Here is a 15688-nt window from a genome sequence, read left to right as displayed (position 1 = left end):
GTTCGCATCGGAACAGGGGTGCCAGGTCTACGAAAAGGGTGCTAGCTACGACACTCAGGCACCCAAGCGCTGCTTGAGCGCGTCGAACTCGTCCTTGATGCCGGTGGGGAGCTTCTCGCCGACGAAGTCGAACCACTCCTCGATCAACGGGATCTCGGCCTTCCACTCGTCGACGTTCACCGCGAGTGCCTCGGCGACGTCCTGGGTGGTGGTGTCGAGCCCGGAGATGTCGAGGGCCTCGGCCGTGGGAACGACACCGATAGGAGTCTCGACGCCGGCGGCCTTGTGCTCGATGCGCTCCACGATCCACTTCAGGACGCGGGAGTTCTCACCGAATCCGGGCCACAGGAAGCGCTTGTCGTCGCCACGACGGAACCAGTTGACGTAGAACACCTTCGGCAGCTTGGAGTCGTCGGCGTTCTTGCCGAGGTCGATCCAGTGCTGGAAGTAATCGCCCACGTTGTAGCCGAGGAACGGAAGCATGGCCATCGGGTCGCGACGGATGGTGCCGACAGTGCCTTCGGCGGCGGCCGTCTGCTCCGAGCCGACGGTGGCGCCCATGAAGACACCGTGCTGCCAGTCGCGAGCCTCGGTGACCAGCGGAACCGTCGTCTTGCGGCGCCCACCGAAGAGGATCGCGGAGATCGGGACACCCTTCGGGTCGTCCCACTCGTCGGCCATCGACGGGCACTGAGCCATGGGTACGCAGTAACGCGAGTTCGGGTGCGCGGCAAGCGAATCCGAATCCGGCGTCCAGTCGTTGCCCTTCCAGTCGATCAGGTGATCCGGCCGGTTCTCCAGGCCTTCCCACCACACGTCACCGTCGTCGGTGAGGCCGACGTTGGTGAAGACGGAGTTGCCCTGGTCGATGGTCTTCATCGCGTTGGGGTTGGAGTCCCAGTTGGTTCCCGGTGCAACACCGAAGAAACCGAACTCCGGGTTGACGGCGTAGAGGCGGCCGTCCTCACCGAAGCGCATCCACGCGATGTCGTCGCCGATGGTTTCGGCGCGCCACCCCGGAATGGTGGGCTGAATCATCGCGAGGTTGGTCTTGCCACAGGCCGACGGGAATGCCGCGGCGATGTAGTAGGCCTTGTCCTCCGGCGAGATGAGCTTGAGGATCAGCATGTGCTCGGCGAGCCAGCCCTCGTCGTGCGCCATCGCCGATGCGATACGCAGCGAGTAGCACTTCTTGCCGAGAAGGGCGTTGCCGCCGTAACCCGAACCGAAGCTCCAGATCTCACGATCCTCGGGGAAGTGAGTGATGTACTTGGTGTCGTTGCACGGCCACGGGACGTCGTCCTGGCCGTCGGCGAGCGGAGCGCCGAGCGAGTGCAGAGCCTTGACGAAGAAGCCGTCGGTGCCGAGCTTCTCCAGGACAGCGGCACCCATACGGGTCATGACACGCATGGAGACGACGACGTACTCCGAGTCGGTGATCTCGACGCCCAGCTTGGGGTCGTCGGCGCCGAGCGGTCCCATGCAGAACGGAACGACGTACATGGTGCGGCCGTGCATGGAGCCGCGGTACAGGTCGGTCATCAGAGAACGCATCTCCGACGGGTCCATCCAGTTGTTCGTCGGGCCTGCGTCGATCTCGCGCTCGGAACAGATGTAGGTGCGTGACTCGACGCGGGCAACGTCCGACGGGTCCGAGTTGCCGAGGAACGAGTTGGGCTTCTTCTCGTCGTTGAGACGCGTGAAGGTACCGGCGTTCACCAGCTGGGTGGTCAGACGCTCCCACTCCTCGTCGGATCCGTCAGCAAAGACCACACGATCCGGCTCGGTGAGTTCCGCTACCTGCTGCACCCACGCAAGGAGTTCCTTGTGCTGGGTGGGAGGCGCGGCGTCAGTGCCGTTCAAACCGGGAATGGTCGCTGAGGTCATCTAACTCTCCTGGGGTGAGCCGGAACCAGATTCTGGTGTCTGCTCGCGCACAGGGCAGTTCGGCGAGGCAGACGCAGATCCGATCTTCCCCTCTCGGTGGGGAGCTGCCCGATCGCACGATCTGCGTATACCGCATCATAGCGGCAACGTCAAACCGAGGACACGGGCGCCGGGTGTCCTGGTTTCAGGTTAACGCCGTGAGTTGCCAATCCGGAATCAGGCTGTTGTCCGATTGGTCACAAGACCGATTCAGCTACTCCTACGTGCGCATTCGAGGCCCCCCAGCAGCCGAATCTCCTTGTAAGGACATTAAAAACAATGCGAGTTTCCTACTCGAAGGCGTCCCCCGAGGACGTCTGTTCCCACCTCGCCGTGCCGTCGTCGGCACGAGAAATCTCCCAGGATTGGTAACGGCCGCCACTCTGGATGGAAGTGAACGTGTCCATCACACCGTCCCCGTCACGATCCCTGGCGACGGTCATTCCCGCCTCGGTGTGGCTGACCCTGGTCTCCTCGTACCCGTCGTCGTCGAGATCGAACAACTCGATCGAGCCGACACCGGACGGACCGGAGACCGGATCGTGCGCCGGGTCGACGGCATCGCCGTCACCGCTGCCGTCGAACAACTCGTTCCACTCCACGTGTGTATCTCCGATCTCCGCGGACACAGCCTCTACTGGTTCAGACGCATCGGCGGCGTCTCCGGTTCCTCGCGTCCACCGGCGGCGAACCTCAGGGCGCCGCGGTCCAGCGCCGCGAGGTCTCGGTCGCACGCAGCGAGCACGGATGCGCGGTTCTCCGACACCACCCGCAGCTCCGCTTCGACTCTCTCGAGCTCTGTGTCCGCAGCCCGCGCAGCTGCGCGGGAGGTCTCGCGAGCGGCGGCCGAGTACGCGGATTCGGCGGTCAGGATTCGGGCCAGGACACGCTGCTCCAGCGTCGACCTCGCCGCGGCCGACGCGTCGGCGACCCATGTTCTCAGGTGAGCCCGGTCCGCGACGAGCTTCCTCGACCCGACGAGCCACCACGCACAGAACGCGCCCAAGAGCAGTGACAACGGAATCACCGCGATCTCCAGCGCCGGGACGACGGACAGCGGCGACACCACGAGCCGCGACAGCCCCACTCCCGCCGACGCACCGAGGACGATCATCATCTTGTCCTCGACCCCTCCGCGCCGAATCGACGGTTCGGGGTGCGCGAGTGGCGAACCGGTGACCGCAGGGAGCTCGACGGACAATTCCAGATCGATGTCGATCGCGCGGAGCCTGTCGGACAACCGCGCGTCGACCGTGGACGCGACCGCGTCGAGCCGTGCTGTCATCTCCGGCTGGAGGTGACGAAGCTCGGACCGGCCGGCAGTATCGATCGATTGTCGTGCGGACGAGGCGAATTCACGAACGGCCTCGGACACATCGTGCACCGATTCCGCGCGAGCGAGTTGCAGTCCGGTCCGCAGCGCGGCGGTCCGCTCTGCCCTGGTCCGATCGCGAACATCGGTCAACCGGGCTCGTTCGGCACGCAGCGCGGCGGTGTTCGACGCGCTCGTGACCGCTCTGGCCTTGTCCACGATCCGCTGCCGCGCCCCGGCCGCGGCATGCCGAACGGCCGCGTCGTACTTGCGTCGTCGGAGAACCTCGGTGTGCTGCGTTGCGGCGCTCTCCACGAAATCGAGGACGTCCCTGATTCCCGATTCCTCGACCATCGTCGTACGAGTCAGCGGATCCTGCACTGCCCGAGCCTTTTCGGCGAGCAGAGCGGACGTGGGCAGCACCGCGACGTCCACTGCTCGCGGAACGAATTCGGCGATGGACTCGGTGACCGAACGAACCACGTCCCTCCAGCCGCGATGTGCGTCGACCTTGTTGACGAGAACGCCGGTTGCCGTCGATTCGAGCACCGGCGCAAGAGCGGCGAGTGTTGTCCGGCCGATGGGCGCCGATGCGTCGACGACGAACAGGACCACCGCTGCCGACTCGACGTCCGGCGCCCGGTCGACCCCGTCCACGGACCACAGGTCCAGTTGCGCGTCGACGGCGGACACTCCGGCTCCGCTCGAACCGTGCACGAACACCCCTACGGGATCCGCGGCTCGGCCCGAGGCGATCTCGTCGACTCCTGCGGGGTACCACCGCTTGATCACGCCGTCCATGTCGCTCGGGAGGTCGATCACCGCGACAGCATCCTCAGGTACCCGCGGCCGACAGCGGTCGCTGCTCGCGCAACCGCTGGTTCGAGTGCGGTGTCGCGGCGTTCGCGCCAGGAGCGGACGGTGGCGAGGGTCGGGTTGGGGTGTTCGCTTTCGCCCAGGGTGTGCAGAGCCGCCCGCATGCCTGCGAACACGGCTTCGTCGGACGCCAGATACCGCTCGACCTCCATCGACTCCTGGTGCCGGGCCGCGAGTTGGTTCAGCCGAAGCAACAACCGACCCTGTCGTGCGGCGCGAACGTCGTCCACTGCTCGCCGGACGGCTTTCACGACGGCGTCGACTCCACTCTTCTCCGCAAGCAGCAACCGAACGGTGACGTCGTCCATCCCGGGAGACTCCGTCAGAGCCCGTGCAGCAATGCCGACTCCCGCCACCTCGACACTGCGGACGAGTTCGGCCCGCGATTGCTTCGACATGGGAATGCCGGCTCGAAGGAACCGCTCGGGAGTCAGCAGCATCTCCGGCGTCACCGACGCGGCCGACTCTCGCAGCGTGTCGAACGTCGACGGCCGGCCGTTCATGACACTGATCGCGATGGTTCCCATCAGCGGGTGGACAGTGCAACCCAGCTTGGTCGACACACCGTCGACGACGTCCTGAAGGCGGTCCACTGCGTCTGCCTTCGCGAGAACGGGGACCACGACGCCGCGTGTGCCTTGTGCCGCGTCGACGTCGACGACCTGGGCGTCCCCTGCCACCACGTACACGACGACATCGCCGTCGAGCTCGGGATCCGGTACCCGCGGGACATCGATCGACGCCGTCTCCTCGATCGACGCCGCGATCGTGCGCAGCTCGTGATGGGCCGCCAGCACCGACCGAACCGTCGTCTTCCCGACGCCTGCGCGTCCGGTCACCTGGATGCGGATGTCCCGAAAGCACACATCCGCCTCGGCATCGACCTCCCGCCGCAGCACGGTTCCGCTCGGAGCGAGCGCTCGCACCCGACCCTCCGAGATCTCGCGATCCCCACCCACCTCGCGATCCCCACCCACCCTGTCCCCACCCGCACTGTCCCCACCCGCACTGTCCCCACCCGCACTGTCCCCACCCATGTGATCCCCCTTCACATCGTCACGCGTGCGCGGTCCCCACCCCGTCGCGCCGGGCAATTCTGGCACACATTCGGCGACACGGGCGTGAGGTCGCGGGCTCTGGCCTGCGCCTTCACGACAAGTCTCAACTTCAACTCGAGACCCACCTGTCACACAGTCCGTCGATGCGCGACAATGGTGCGGTGAACGACGCACGGAGCACAGCCAAACATCTCGATTCGGAGACCCCGGACACGCCGGACGTGGCCGGTGGAGAGTCGAATCGAGGCTCTCGGCTGTACCCGCGCGTCACCAGTTTCCGGTCCAGGCGCGGCGCGTTGACCGATGCCCAGCAGGCCACGTGGGATTCGCTGTGGCCGCGCATCGGCCGTGACGTCGCCGACGAGAAGATCGACGTCGACGCCTGGTTCGGTCGTTCCGCTCCGGCGATCCTCGAGATCGGATCGGGAACCGGAACTGCCACGACGTCCATGGCCAAGGCCGAGCCGCACGTCAACCTGATGGCGGTCGAGGTCTACCGGCCCGGGTTGGCTCAGACCCTTCAGCAGATCGAGCGCGACGACATCGAGAACATCAGGCTGCTCCGCGGCGATGCGATGGACGTTCTGGAGAACATGTTGACGCCCGAGTCGCTGACCGGGGTCCGCGTGTTCTTCCCCGACCCCTGGCCGAAGGCGCGTCACCACAAGCGCCGCCTGTTGCAGGCCCCCACGTTCGCGATGATCGTCGACCGTCTGAAACCTGGCGGAGTACTGCACGTCGCGACCGATCACGCAGACTATGCGGAGTGGATTGCCGAAGCCGGGAACGCAGAGCCCGGTTTGACCGTTCTCGACTGGGAATCTCCGATGACACACGAGCGGCCCGTCACCAAGTTCGAGGGCAAAGCCCAATTGGTGGGTAGCTCGGTGACGGAGCTGATATGGGGGAAGAGTCCACGATGACGTACAGCGAGCAGAGCGTCGACACGTCGCTGGCCCCGATCCCGAACATCGACACGGGTGATACTCGACACACCAGACGAGTGCTCCTCGTGTGGGATGCGCCGAATCTCGACATGGGCCTCGGCGCGATTCTCGGCGGTCGGCCGACGGCTGCCTACCGCCCGCGATTCGATGCGCTGGGCCGATGGCTGCTTCAACGGACGGCGGAACTGTCCGCCACCGGCACGTCGACGCTCGAACCCGAGGCGACGGTGTTCACCAACATCGCCCCTGGCAGCGCCGATGTGGTTAGACCGTGGGTCGAAGCATTGCGTAACGTGGGTTTCGCGGTGTTCGCCAAGCCGAAGGTCGACGAGGACAGTGATGTCGACGCCGACATGCTGGACCACATCGAGCTGCGTAATCGCGGCGGCGGGCTGGCCGGCGTCATGGTCGCGTCTGCGGACGGACAAGCGTTTCGCGAGCCGTTGGAGGACATCGCTGCAACTGGCGTACCCGTTCAGGTGCTCGGATTCCGTGAGCACGCAAGCTGGGCGGTGACGTCGGAGACGCTGGAATTCCTCGACCTCGAGGACATCCCCGGCGTCTTCCGTGAGCCTCTGCCACGGGTGAGCCTGGACTCGCTCCCGGACGAGGGCGCATGGTTGCAGCCGTTCCGCCCACTGTCCGCCCTGCTCGTCGGGCGCCAAGGAGTTTCTTAAGTGTTCGCCAGATGGGGAGATCTCGTCTACCGCTTGCGGTTCACGGTCATCGGAGTCATGGTGGCCGCGCTTCTGGGCTTCGCCGCATACGGCCTCGACCTGAACGACCACCTGAGCCAGAGCGGTTGGGACGACCCGGGCTCCGAGTCGGTGCAGGCCGCGCGCCTCGCCGATCAGACGTTCGGCCGCGACAAACAGGGCGACGTGATCGTGCTGTACACGGCGCCCGAGGGCAAGACCGTCGACGATCCGGAGTTCAACGCCAAGGTCACCGACAGTCTCAACTCGCTCGTCGCGAACAACCCCGAGCAGATCGAGAAGATCAACGGCACCTACTTCCGGGTCGACGGTGTGGTCAGCGTCAATGCCCTGGCGACCGAAGACCGCACCCACGCGATCGCCAGCATCGCGATGCTCGGCGACAACGACACCGAACTCACCAACAATTTTCAAGCCGTCAAGGACGTCTTCTACATAGACGGCGTCGACGTGCAGGTGACGGGACTGCAAGCCGTCGCGGGTGCCCTGCAATCGACCATGGCGGGCGACATCCACCGCATGGAGCTGCTGGCCATTCCGGCTGTCGCAGTGCTGCTGTTCTTCATCTTCGGTGGCGTCGTCGCCGCGGCCCTTCCGCTGATCGTGGGCGGCCTGACCGTCGTCGGCGCCAACGGCATCGTCAAGGTCTTCACCAATTTCACCGAGGTAAACAGCTTCGTCGCGCCTGTGGTCTCGCTCGTCGGACTCGGTCTCGCGATCGACTACGGACTGTTCATCGTGTCGAGATTCCGCGAGGAACTCGGTGACGGCTATTCGACGAAGCAGGCTGTTCGACGGTCGGTCATGACCGCGGGTCGGACGGTCGTCTTCTCGGCGACGATGATCGTCGCCAGCCTCGGCGGCCTGCTGCTGTTCCCGCAGGGCTTCCTCAAATCGGTGGCCTACGGATCGATCGCGACGGTGGCCCTCGCGGCCCTCACCGCGGTCACGATCCTGCCTGCCATCCTGGCAATCCTCGGTCCACGGGTCGACGCGCTGGGCTTCAAGTTCATGCGCAAGACCAAGTCGTCCGAGGAAATCGAGAACGGCATGTGGGGAAAGCTGACCCGGTGGGTCATGCGCAACCCGCTGAAGGTCACGATTCCCATCGTCCTCGGCCTGGTTCTGCTGACGCTGCCCGTCGGCAACATCAAGTTCGGCGGCATCAACGAGACCTACCTGCCGCCGGACAACGTCACCCGCCAGGCCCAGAACGAGTTCGACGAACTGTTCCCCGGCCAGCGCACCGAGCCGATCAAGGCCGTCATCGAGAACGCGCAGGGTCCGAACCTCGCTGCGATCACCAGCCAACTCAACGAGGCTCCCGGCCTGATCGAGAAGTTCTCCCCGACCGGCGCCAGCAAAGACGGCATCATCGTCTTCAAGGCAGGCCTCGTCGATCGAAACGACTCGAAGCCCGCCATCGACTACCTGCGCAGCATCGATGTCCCCGAGGGCTCGTCGGTGCAGATCACCGGCACTCCGGTGATCGAACAGGACTCCATCGCGGCCCTCATCGACAACTTGCCGCTGATGGCGATACTCGTCGTGTTCGTCGTGACGCTGCTGATGTTCCTGACGTTCGGATCGTTGGTGTTGCCGATCAAGGCTGTGCTCATGACGACGCTGGGACTCGGCGCGACGATGGGCATCCTGACGTGGATATTCATCGACGGCAACGGCGCCAGCTTCATGAACTTCACACCCGGGCCCATCATGGCCCCGGTGCTGGTGTTGATCATCTCGATCGTGTTCGGATTGTCGACCGACTACGAAGTCTTCCTGCTCTCACGCATGGTCGAGGCCCGGGAGAGAGGTGCGTCCACGAGCGAAGCCATCCGCGTCGGAACCTCGCATACCGGACGCATCATCACCGCGGCGGCGTTGATCCTCATCGTCGTGACCGGCGCATTCGCGTTCTCCGACTTGGTGATGATGAAGTACATCGCCTACGGAATGATCGCCGCGCTCATCATCGACGCCACCCTCATCCGCATGTTCCTCGTCCCGGCGACCATGAAACTCCTGGGCGACGACTGCTGGTGGGCACCGAAATGGATGAAGCGAATCCAGGAGAAGCTCGGCCTCGGCGAGACCATCCTCGAGGACGAACTGATGCCTACCGACGTCCCCGAACTCGCCACCGCAGGCGCACCGGCTCCCGTCGCACCCCCGGTGCGCAACGCCCCGCGCCGAAGCGAACCACTGACCGAACCGATCCCCGTCGTCGCGCCGACAGGATCCGGGCCGATCCGCGCAACGCACGCCGCCCGGGAGGACGAACGCCGATCCGCCACCGGCAGGCCGTCCGCAGCCCCCGAAACTCAGGATCACTCCGCCGGCTCCGCTCCCAGCCCCCTGGGTCACTCCGCAGGCTCCGCTCCCGGCCTCTCGGGTCACTCCGCAGGCTCCGCTCCCAGCCCCCTGCCGCCGGCTACCCAGAAGCAACCCGCCGTCGAGAGGCCGACACCTCCACCGGTGCCGCGGCCCGAACCTCCGAAGCGCGAACCGGTCCGCGCACAGAGCAACCGAAGCTCCTCCCCCGACCCACGGTCCATCGAGAGTTGGTTGGCCGACCTTCGTGCGCCGTCGGAGCCACAGAAACCCGAAACGCCGAAACCCGAGGCGCCGAAACCTGAAACGCAGGCTCCCGTCGGCTCGACAACGGACAACACCCGCGCCGACGCCGACCGGACGTCCGTCAACGCATCCAGTCGGTCGGACGAACCACGCCGCAACGGTTCAGCTGCGTACGGCGCAACACCGAACGGCTCGGGAACCAACGGCTCCGGCGCGAACGGATCCGGCACACATGGCTCCGGCACGAACGGCTCGGGCACGAACGGCTCGGGCACGAACGGCTCGGGCACGAACGGCTCCGGACGAAACAGCTACTACGGCTCCGGCGTCAACGGCAGCGGTTCGAACGGCAGCGGCTCGAACGGCAGCGGTTCGAACGGCAGCGGCTCGAACGGCAACGGCTCGAACGGCCGCAGTTCCTCCGCGTCGGGCAGCAACGGCTCGGGATACGGCTCCAGCAACGGTTCCACTGAAGGCTCCAACGGTTCCGGCCATGGCTCCAACGGCTCGGGTTACGGTTCCGCCGGCTCCAACGGCTCGGCGTATGGCGCGCGCGGCACCGGCAGGCCGCCGGAAGCAGGGCCGACCGCGCCGAGGACCGGCGGGATTCGCGGGTACTCGCAGGATCAGAGCCGTGACGCCGAGGCTTCTTCTGCAGCGTCACGCCCGGAGACCCCGCAACCGGAACAGCCGACGCCGCCGCGCACGCAGGCCGCTCCCCGGGCTCGCTACGACATTTCGACGCGCAATGCTCCACGCACCCCAGCGCCGGAGGATCAGTCGACCAGGTCGTGGCCGGCACCGACACCGACACCGGACGAGCGTCCGGCAGGTTCGTCACGTCGTTCGGACGAACAGACTGCCCCGGCCGACGGTATTTCCAGTACCGAGGACCCGGACAGCGGTCGACACCGCGGAGGCGACAGCCGTCAGACACTGAGCGTCAGCGAGCTGTTGGCGCGCGAGCGTCGCAAGTAACGAATCTTCACCTTGTCGAAGGCCACCCGAGGCGGCTCGGGTGGCCTTCGTCGTGTTCGGCCACAGATTCGTCGGGCAGCATTGTTCGGTGTCACAACGCTCGATCGGAACGTCGGCGCATTCTCGGCCGTTGTCCCCTAGGACCCCGCCACGCTGCACGTTCGTCGGCGTCGGTGGCCGATTTTCGACGACAACGAGGAGCAGACTGAGTGTTCGCCACCTGGGGAGATCTCGTCCATCGCTGGCGGTACACGGTGTTGGGTGTGATGGTCGCGGGCCTCCTCGCGATGGCTGCGTACGGAGTGGGTTTCGAGAACCATCTGAGCCAGGGCGGGTTCGACGATCCAGGTTCGGAATCGGTGGCTGCGGCTACGCTCGCCGACTCCACGTTCGGACGCGACACCGAGGGCGACGTCATCGTTCTGTACACCGCGCCCGAGGGCAAGACCGTCGACGATCCGGCCTTCACCGCGGCCGTGACGAAGAGCCTCGGTTCGCTCGTCGCCGACCACCCGGATCGAATCGCCAAGATCAACGGCACCTACTTCCAGGTCGACGGCGTCGTCAGCGCTGCGGCGCTCGCGACCGAGGACAAGCGTCACGCGATCGCCAGCATCGCCATCGTCGGAGACGACGACACCGAGCTGACCAACAACTTTCAGGACGTGAAGGACGCGTTCTACATTCCTGATATCGACAGCCAGGGCGGTGATGTCCAGGTGACCGGTCTGCAGGCGGTGGCAGGGGCCCTGCAGTCGACGATGTCCGAAGACATTCACCGGATGGAAATCCTCGCCATCCCTGCTGTCGCGGTTCTGCTGTTCTTCGTCTTCGGCGGTGTGGTCGCTGCGGCGCTGCCGTTGATCGTGGGTGGCCTGACGGTTGTCGGCGCCAACGGAATCGTGCGCCTGTTCACCGATTTCACCGAGGTGAACACTTTTGTCGCCCCGGTCGTCTCGATGGTCGGTCTCGGTCTCGCCATCGATTACGGCCTGTTCATCGTCTCGCGTTTCCGTGAAGAACTCGGAGACGGTCGCACCACCGCGGACGCCGTGAAGAGGTCGGTCATGACGGCCGGGCGAACGGTGGTCTTCTCGGCGACGATGATCGTGGCCAGCCTGGGCGGTCTCCTGCTCTTTCCGCACGGGTTCCTCAAATCGGTTGCCTACGGGTCGATTGCGACTGTTGCGCTTGCCGCCCTGACCGCGGTGACGGTGCTTCCCGCGCTCCTCGCAATTCTCGGGCCACGCGTGGACGCGTTGGGTCTGAAGTTCATGCGAAAGACCCGCTCGTCCGAGGAAATCGAGAACGGGATGTGGGGCAAGCTCACTTCCTGGGTCATGCGGCGTCCGATCAAGGTGGCCGTGGTCATCGTTCTCGGCCTGCTGGTACTGACTCTTCCCGTCGGGAAGATCGAGTTCGGCGGAATCAACGAGACCTACCTGCCGCCGGACAACCCCACACGCGTCGCCCAGGCTCAGTTCGACGAGTTGTTTCCCGGGCAACGTACCGAGCCCCTGAAGTTGGTCATCGAGGGCGCGCAGGGATCTTCGCTCGGGCAGATCACCAAGCAGGCGAACGAGGCACCCGGTCTCGTCGAGAAATTCTCACCGACGGGCACCAGCAAGAACGGCATCATCGTCTTCAAAGCTGGTCTCGAAGACAGGAACGAATCGTCCGAGGCAATCGAGTACCTACGCGGAATCGAGGTTCCCGACGGCGCGACGGTATCCGTAACCGGAACTCCTGCAATCGAATACGACTCCATCGAGGCATTGGAGGAAAGACTTCCACTGACGGCGGTCCTCGTCGTCCTCGTTGTGACGTTGCTGATGTTCTTGACATTCGGATCGCTGGTCCTGCCCATCAAAGCCGTCCTCATGACCGCCCTGGGGCTCGGTGCGACGATGGGGATCCTCACCTGGATCTTCATCGACGGCCACGGTGCGAGCCTGATGAACTTCACACCTGGGCCGATCATGGCGATGATTCTGTTGTTGATCGGCGCCATCGTGTTCGGATTGTCCACTGATTACGAAGTGTTCCTGCTCTCACGGATGGTCGAAGCGCGGGAGAAGGGTGCCAGCACCACGGACGCGGTGCGCATCGGGACAGCCCATTCGGGGCGAATCATCACTGCTGCGGCGCTGATTCTGATCGTCGTCACCGGGTCGTTCGCATTCTCGGACTTGGTGATGATGAAGTACATCGCGTACGGGATGATCGCCGCACTCATCATCGACGCCACGGTCATTCGGATGTTCCTCGTGCCGTCGGTCATGAAGCTGCTCGGCGACAGCGCCTGGTGGGCACCGAAGTCCATGAAGAAATTTCAACAGAAGCTGGGTCTCGGCGAGAAGTACCTATAGACCGGCGCTACCCGTCTCAGCTCCTGAGCAGCAGGAACCGCGACGGGTAGCGTCGTGCTGATTCAGCTCGCGGCGCGGTCGGCGAACACCTTTGCGTAGCGTGTGCCCGCGAAGAGCAGCAGCAGTCCGACAACGATGAAAGCTCCGACTCGGAACAGTCCGTCCAAGGCCACGAGGTCGAAGAGGAACAGTTTCGCGACGGACACCGCGGTCAGAGACAGTCCGGCCAACAGTGCAGTGTGCGCGTACTTTTCGCTCTTGAGGCCGAAAGCCAGCAGTGCCATCGCGATCGCCATGGCTTCGATGGTTGCGACGCAGTGTCCGGCGACGAATCCGGTGGTTCCGCCGATCGCCGCCACTCCGAGGGCAACCGTTGCCGACGCCAGTGCGTAGAGAGACGCCAGTCCGGCAACCACCGAGCACGCTTGCGCGTTCTTATCCACGATCTTCAGCTGGATACCGACCATTACCAGTCCGGCCGATACGATCGCGAGAAGCACGCCAGCGAGCACGACACCGAATTCGTCTGTTGCATAACGCGCATCCATCATCGCTGCGGGCGGGGAGACCACCAGATATCCCAGTGCACCGAACAGGCCGAACGCGAGGGCCGAGTAGTACGCCGGCTTCGAGGTTCCGCGGTGCGCCGTAGCGAGCAGTACAGCGGAGACGACCAGCAAAGCGAGCGGCCGCAGTTCGGTTGCCGTCGGTACGAGCACTGCCTGCAGCAACGCAAGCGAGCCGACGATCGTCAGGATCGTACGGGCGAGGGCAGGCAACCAGGAGACCATCGCGATCACGACGACGCAGGCTATCGCGACCACACCCTCGACCAAGGTCACTGTCCACGGCTCGAACAGCGTTCCCACCGCGAGGACTGGAACGGCGGATACTCCGGCCATCACCGACGCCATGACGTCGGCTGCAGTGCGACGCAACAACTCCACCGAACTACCGACACCGAACGCGGCCACGATCCCCGATACGATCAGGAGCGGTAATGCGTCGCTCCCCATCACATCCAAGCTGACCGCCTGAGCGATCCCGACGAGGGTGGCCACCACAACGGGGAGCGTCCGCACGGCAGCGAGGTACGGCCAGTCACGGCCGAGCTGCGCAGCGAAGCTCGCGATGAACGTGGCAGTGAAGAACGCGATGAGCGACAACGTGATTCCGCCGGTGACCACCGGCCCACACACCGCAACGCCGGCGAGGATGAGGACTGCCATCGGTTGCGAGCGCCAGGAGACGGCCAGCGCGACGCCTGCCGCCGCGATCCCGAATGCCGCTACGAGTCCGATCGCGGGCTCCAGCCACTCGTAGATGACGGTCACCGCCACGACGTCCAAGTAGAGTCCGGCGATACCTGTTGCTGCGGTTGCGATTCCACCGACCCGTCCACCGGATTTGCGGTAGATCCGCGACCCTGCGTACACCAGTGCGACAGAGAATGCTCCCCCGGCTACGACCCTGAGCTCGGGGCCGAACCATCCGGCCTGTGCCGCGAGCACGAGAAGCATGACCACGCCGACCAGAGTGACTCCTGCACCCGCGACTGCGAGTACGCGGCTGATCACACCGTCGCGTTGCCACCAGGGCTCCGCGTTCGGCGCAGGCTGCCTCGGAGCAACCGGAGACCTCACCGGCGTCCGAGGCTGCGCCGGCACCTGGGGGCGCACCGGCGTTTGCGGATGTACGGGCGTTTGCGGATGTACGGGCATTTGTGGATGCATGGATGCAGGCTGGTGCGTGGGCGCATGCGGATGGATTTGCTGAGACGAACCCGGGTACGCGTACGGAACTCCCTGCGACGGGTAGTGGACCGCAGGCTGCGAAGCCGGGCTGGGCTGTTCCGTCCGAGGCACAGTCAGCTGGCTCTGCAGGACGCCGAGGTCGCCGGACACCCGGCGCATCTGCTCGCTCAAGGAGGCGAACTGGCTCGCGAGGCCGGAAACCAATCGCGGATCGATCCCTGGTGTTGTCATGCGGTTCAGTGTTGTCGTCGCCCACCCCCGAGTCCTGAGTAGAACTACCCGGGCGACGTGGGTAATTCCTCGGCACCGAGCGACGGCTTAGGCTCGGGCTTCGGGCTAGGGCTCAGGCCACGGCGTTGTCCCGCTGCCGGCTGCCCGCGGCGATGATGAACCCTGTGGCGCACTGATCTTGCTACTGCGCATTGCGTTCCTGCTGCGGGCATGACTGCCAGCGGCACACGCGGAGCGTGTGTGCCGCTGGCAGCCTGCTGGTGGTCATCGACCTGGTGGTGGGTCCTGTTCCGCTGGGCTCGCTTCAGGGGTCCTTGGTGTGGGGGTGCTCGGTGTGGGGGTGCTCGGTGTGGGTGGGTGTGTGGGTTGTCCGTCCTGGGGTCGGATGGCGCCGTTTCGAGTGGTGCCGGTCGTGTCGGTGATGCCGGTGGTGTGGGTCGTGTGGTTTTCGAGTCCGGGTAGGGGTGTGTCGGAGGAGACGATGTACTCCCCCGGGTGATGGAAGTGATTGACCCGCCCGCGGCGCTGGGGGTCGACCGAGACCGGTGAATGCCACAGTGTCCGCCCGGGATAGGGGTGATCGGGCCCGGCTTTCGTCGTCGCCCACTCGTTGTCTCCCGGCCCGACCAGTGGATGGTGGATATCGCAGCCGAATGTCAGATCCCCGATGTCGGTGCGCCCGCCCTGCGCCCATTCTTCGATGTGGTGGGTTTGCGATCGCGTCGCCGGACGGGTGCAGCCGGGGAAACTGCAGCCGCGGTCGGCGGCGATGAGCACGATGCGTTGATCGGCGGAGGCGAGTCGTTTGGTGCGGGCCAGGTGCAGGGGCCGGCCGTCGTCGTCGAAGAGCGCGAGGTACTGCTCCGCGTGGGAGGCCATTCGGATCGCATCACGCATCCGGATGGTGGTCCCGGCCGCGGTCACTGCATGCCCGGTACCCG

The 15688-nt window shown here is 65.2% G+C and carries 10 protein-coding genes; 4 read left to right on the top strand and 6 right to left on the bottom strand.

The genetic code is table 11. The annotated features are described in order from the left end of the window. Positions 1–54: 54 nt before the first annotated feature. The 4 genes from H292_RS0103755 to H292_RS27645 all read right to left on the bottom strand — a co-directional run bounded on the left by H292_RS0103755 (position 55) and on the right by H292_RS27645 (position 5151). Complete coding sequence (locus H292_RS0103755) at positions 55–1887, bottom strand: phosphoenolpyruvate carboxykinase (GTP) (protein WP_020110475.1); 1833 nt, start codon at positions 1885–1887, stop codon at positions 55–57. A gap of 329 nt (positions 1888–2216) precedes the next feature. Beyond that, the gene (locus H292_RS0103750; RefSeq protein ID WP_020110474.1) at positions 2217–2555 is read right to left on the bottom strand and encodes a DUF6802 family protein; all 339 of its coding nucleotides are present in this window, start codon (positions 2553–2555) and stop codon (positions 2217–2219) included. Between the two features lie 5 nt (positions 2556–2560). Next, positions 2561–4060, bottom strand: coding sequence for a hypothetical protein (locus H292_RS0103745; RefSeq protein WP_020110473.1), 1500 nt, complete (start codon positions 4058–4060; stop codon positions 2561–2563). Further along, positions 4057–5151 (bottom strand): hypothetical protein, encoded by a 1095-nt coding sequence (locus H292_RS27645; protein ID WP_155949754.1) that lies wholly within the window; start codon positions 5149–5151, stop codon positions 4057–4059. Before H292_RS27645 ends, H292_RS0103745 begins: the two co-directional genes overlap by 4 nt. 164 nt (positions 5152–5315) lie before the next feature. Between H292_RS27645 and trmB the strand changes: the two genes are divergently transcribed. The 4 genes from trmB to H292_RS0103720 all read left to right on the top strand — a co-directional run bounded on the left by trmB (position 5316) and on the right by H292_RS0103720 (position 12762). Further along, the gene (gene trmB / locus H292_RS0103735) at positions 5316–6095 is read left to right on the top strand and encodes a tRNA (guanosine(46)-N7)-methyltransferase TrmB (protein WP_019665557.1); all 780 of its coding nucleotides are present in this window, start codon (positions 5316–5318) and stop codon (positions 6093–6095) included. Continuing rightward, positions 6092–6796 carry an NYN domain-containing protein gene (locus tag H292_RS0103730; RefSeq protein ID WP_019665556.1) on the top strand — a complete coding sequence of 235 codons (705 nt, stop codon included), beginning with the start codon at positions 6092–6094 and terminating at the stop codon, positions 6794–6796. Before trmB ends, H292_RS0103730 begins: the two co-directional genes overlap by 4 nt. After that, entirely contained in the window at positions 6797–10393 is a 3597-nt protein-coding gene (locus H292_RS0103725) for an MMPL family transporter (protein ID WP_020110471.1), read from the top strand. Between the two features lie 209 nt (positions 10394–10602). Then, a complete protein-coding gene (locus tag H292_RS0103720) occupies positions 10603–12762 on the top strand; it encodes an MMPL family transporter (protein ID WP_020110470.1) in 2160 nt (719 codons plus the stop codon). Between the two features lie 62 nt (positions 12763–12824). Here the strand turns inward: H292_RS0103720 and H292_RS0103715 are convergent, their stop codons facing one another. Both H292_RS0103715 and H292_RS26740 read right to left on the bottom strand, forming a co-directional pair. After that, a complete protein-coding gene (locus H292_RS0103715) occupies positions 12825–14339 on the bottom strand; it encodes a DUF2339 domain-containing protein (RefSeq protein WP_020110469.1) in 1515 nt (504 codons plus the stop codon). Positions 14340–15011: 672 nt separating this feature from the next. Beyond that, positions 15012–15688 (bottom strand): HNH endonuclease signature motif containing protein (locus H292_RS26740; protein WP_196806152.1); only part of this gene is annotated, 677 nt, incomplete at its 5' end.

The organism is Rhodococcus sp. 114MFTsu3.1, from assembly GCF_000383555.1.
Lineage (GTDB): Bacteria > Actinomycetota > Actinomycetes > Mycobacteriales > Mycobacteriaceae > Rhodococcoides > Rhodococcoides fascians_E.
This window is presented reverse-complemented; position numbering and strand designations above follow the sequence as displayed.

What these genes read in the sequence shown, in the direction of transcription:
- H292_RS27645 (WP_155949754.1), bottom strand. Translation starts at nt 5,151, where the DNA reads ATGGGTGGGGACAGTGCGGGTGGGGACAGTGCGGGTGGGGACAGTGCG.
- trmB (WP_019665557.1), top strand. Translation starts at nt 5,316, where the DNA reads ATGCGCGACAATGGTGCGGTGAACGACGCACGGAGCACAGCCAAACAT.
- H292_RS0103755 (WP_020110475.1), bottom strand. Translation starts at nt 1,887, where the DNA reads ATGACCTCAGCGACCATTCCCGGTTTGAACGGCACTGACGCCGCGCCT.
- H292_RS0103730 (WP_019665556.1), top strand. Translation starts at nt 6,092, where the DNA reads ATGACGTACAGCGAGCAGAGCGTCGACACGTCGCTGGCCCCGATCCCG.